Source organism: Photorhabdus sp. RM96S (assembly GCF_042879335.1).
Taxonomy (GTDB): domain Bacteria; phylum Pseudomonadota; class Gammaproteobacteria; order Enterobacterales; family Enterobacteriaceae; genus Photorhabdus; species Photorhabdus kayaii.
This window is the reverse complement of the sequence record NZ_JBHFKT010000102.1, coordinates 1-2307: the sequence shown is the minus strand read 5'-3', so window position 1 is coordinate 2307 and position 2307 is coordinate 1. Positions and strand designations below refer to the sequence as shown.

1 protein-coding gene is annotated in these 2307 nt (G+C 57.6%); it reads left to right on the top strand.

Translation table 11 applies throughout. The annotated features are described in order from the left end of the window. A partial coding sequence (locus ACGF49_RS24355; protein WP_387493248.1) for a hemagglutinin repeat-containing protein occupies positions 1 to 2307 on the top strand: 2307 nt, incomplete at both ends.

The following is a 2307-nucleotide window of genomic DNA, read 5'->3' as shown; positions in this document are numbered from 1 at the left end:
GTCAAGAATGCGGGTAAAGACGGTCACACCGAGATAACGGCAGGCCATAACCTGACGCTGGACACCTTAAGTACACGTCGCACAGAACAGGGCGACTGGGGGAAAGATAACACTCGCCATCTGACCCAACAACAGGATATCGGCAGCCAGATAACCGGCGCAGGTGATGTGACATTGCAAGCCGGACAGGATTTGAACGCCACTGCCGCCCACGTTAACGCCGGTCAACAGCTGACGGCGCAGGCCGGGAATAACCTGACGCTGACCACCGGTACGGCCTCATCCGACTTAGTGGAGCACAGTAAACAAACCAGCAAAGGCTGGCTGTCGAAATCGTCAGTGGAAACCCACGATGAAGTGCATGACCGGCAGGCGCTCAGCACCACATTCAGTGGCAATAAAGTGACTCTACAGGCCGGTAAAGACCTAAACATCATCGGCAGTAACGTCGCTGGCACGCAGGATGTCAGCCTGAACGCCGGTCATCAGCTCACCGTCACCACCGCAGCCGAAGCGCACGATGAAACCCACTTGCGGCAGGAGAAAAAATCGGGCCTGATGGGGACTGGGGGGATTGGCTTCACCTTAGGTAAAGCCAGCCAGAAAGTCACCACCGACAGTGACCGCCAGCTGAGTAAAGGCAGCACGGTCGGCAGCAGTCAGGGCAATGCCACCCTCAACGCAGGAGAACAGCTCCGGGTTCACGGCAGTGAGGTGATTGCCGGTAAAGACCTGACGCTCGCTGGTCAACAGGTCGATATCACCAGCGCGGAAAACCGCCATCACACCACGACAAAAACCGAGCAAAAACAGCGCGGCTTAACCGTGGCGCTGAGTGGCACAGCAGGCGGGGCCGTCAACAGCGCGGCGCAAACAGCCAGAACCGCCCGCACTGAAAGTGACCCGCGAGTGAAAGCCCTGCAAAACACTAAAGCCGCCCTCAGCGGAGTGCAAGCGGCGCAGGCAGGCCGACTGGCGGAAGCTCAGGGCAGTGATGATAAAGGCAATAATAATCTGGCCGGGGTGAGCCTGTCTTATGGGCGTCAATCTTCCCGTTCAGAACAGCAGCACCGTCAGACCACCCAACAGGGCAGCCATCTCACTGCCGGGGATAACCTGACCATAACCGCCAAAGGGGATGGCAAAGGCGCATCAGGCCAGAATGGCGATATCCGTATTCAGGGCAGCCAGTTACAGGCGGGCAAAGACCTGCAACTGAATGCTCACCGGGATATTCAGCTCTCATCCAGCCAGAACACCGAACAGACTACCGGCAAGAACAGCAGTCACGGCAGCTCGCTGGGCGTGGGCCTGACCGCAGGGCCGGGGGGCACCGGTCTGAGCGTCTCGGCCAATGTCAGTCGGGGCAACGGTCACGAAAACGGCAACGGCGTCAGTCATACTAACACCACATTACAGGCGGGACAGACCGTCGGGCTGAACAGTGGCCGGGATACCACGCTGAAAGGGGCACAAGTCAGCGGCGAACAGATTACTGCCGAGGTGAAACGTCATCTGACCCTCAGCAGCGAGCAGGACAGCCAGCGCTATGACAGCCAACAACAGAATGCCAGCGCCGGGGCTAATGTTACTGTAGGCCCCCTCACCAATGGTACCGCGAGCCTCAATGCCAGCCGCAATAAACTGCACAGCAACTATGACAGCGTGCAGGAGCAGACCGGGCTGTTTGCCGGCAAAGGCGGCTATCAGGTTAACGTCGGTGACCACACCCAACTGGACGGCGCGGTGATAGCGAGTCACGCTGACAAAACCAAAAACACCCTGAACACCGGAACGCTGGGCTTCAGGGACATTCACAATCAAGCGGACTTTACTGTTGAGCAGCAAAGCGCGGGCGTCAGCCTCGGCCAACCCACCGCCAGTCAGGTCCTGAATAATCTGGCGGTCAATGGGCTGAGCGGTTCCCATAACCAGGGCCATGACAGCAGCACCACGCACGCTGCGGTCAGTGACGGCAATCTGATTATCCGGGATAAGGCGCACCAGACGCAGGATGTCGCGAACTTAAGTCGCGATACCGATAATGCCGCGAATGTCCTCAGTCCAATATTTGATAAGGAAAAAGCACAGCAACGGCTGAAACAGGCGCAACTGATTGGCGAACTCAGCGCCCAGATGACCGAGATAGCCCGTACCGAAGGGAAAATTATCGCCACCAAAGCGGCGAAAGCGAAGCTGGACCATATCAGTGAACAGGACAAAGCCGCGGCCAGAGAAAAATTGATCAACGCAGGTAATAAAGACCCCTCGCCAGCGGATATCAATAAGCAAGTTTATGACACCGCT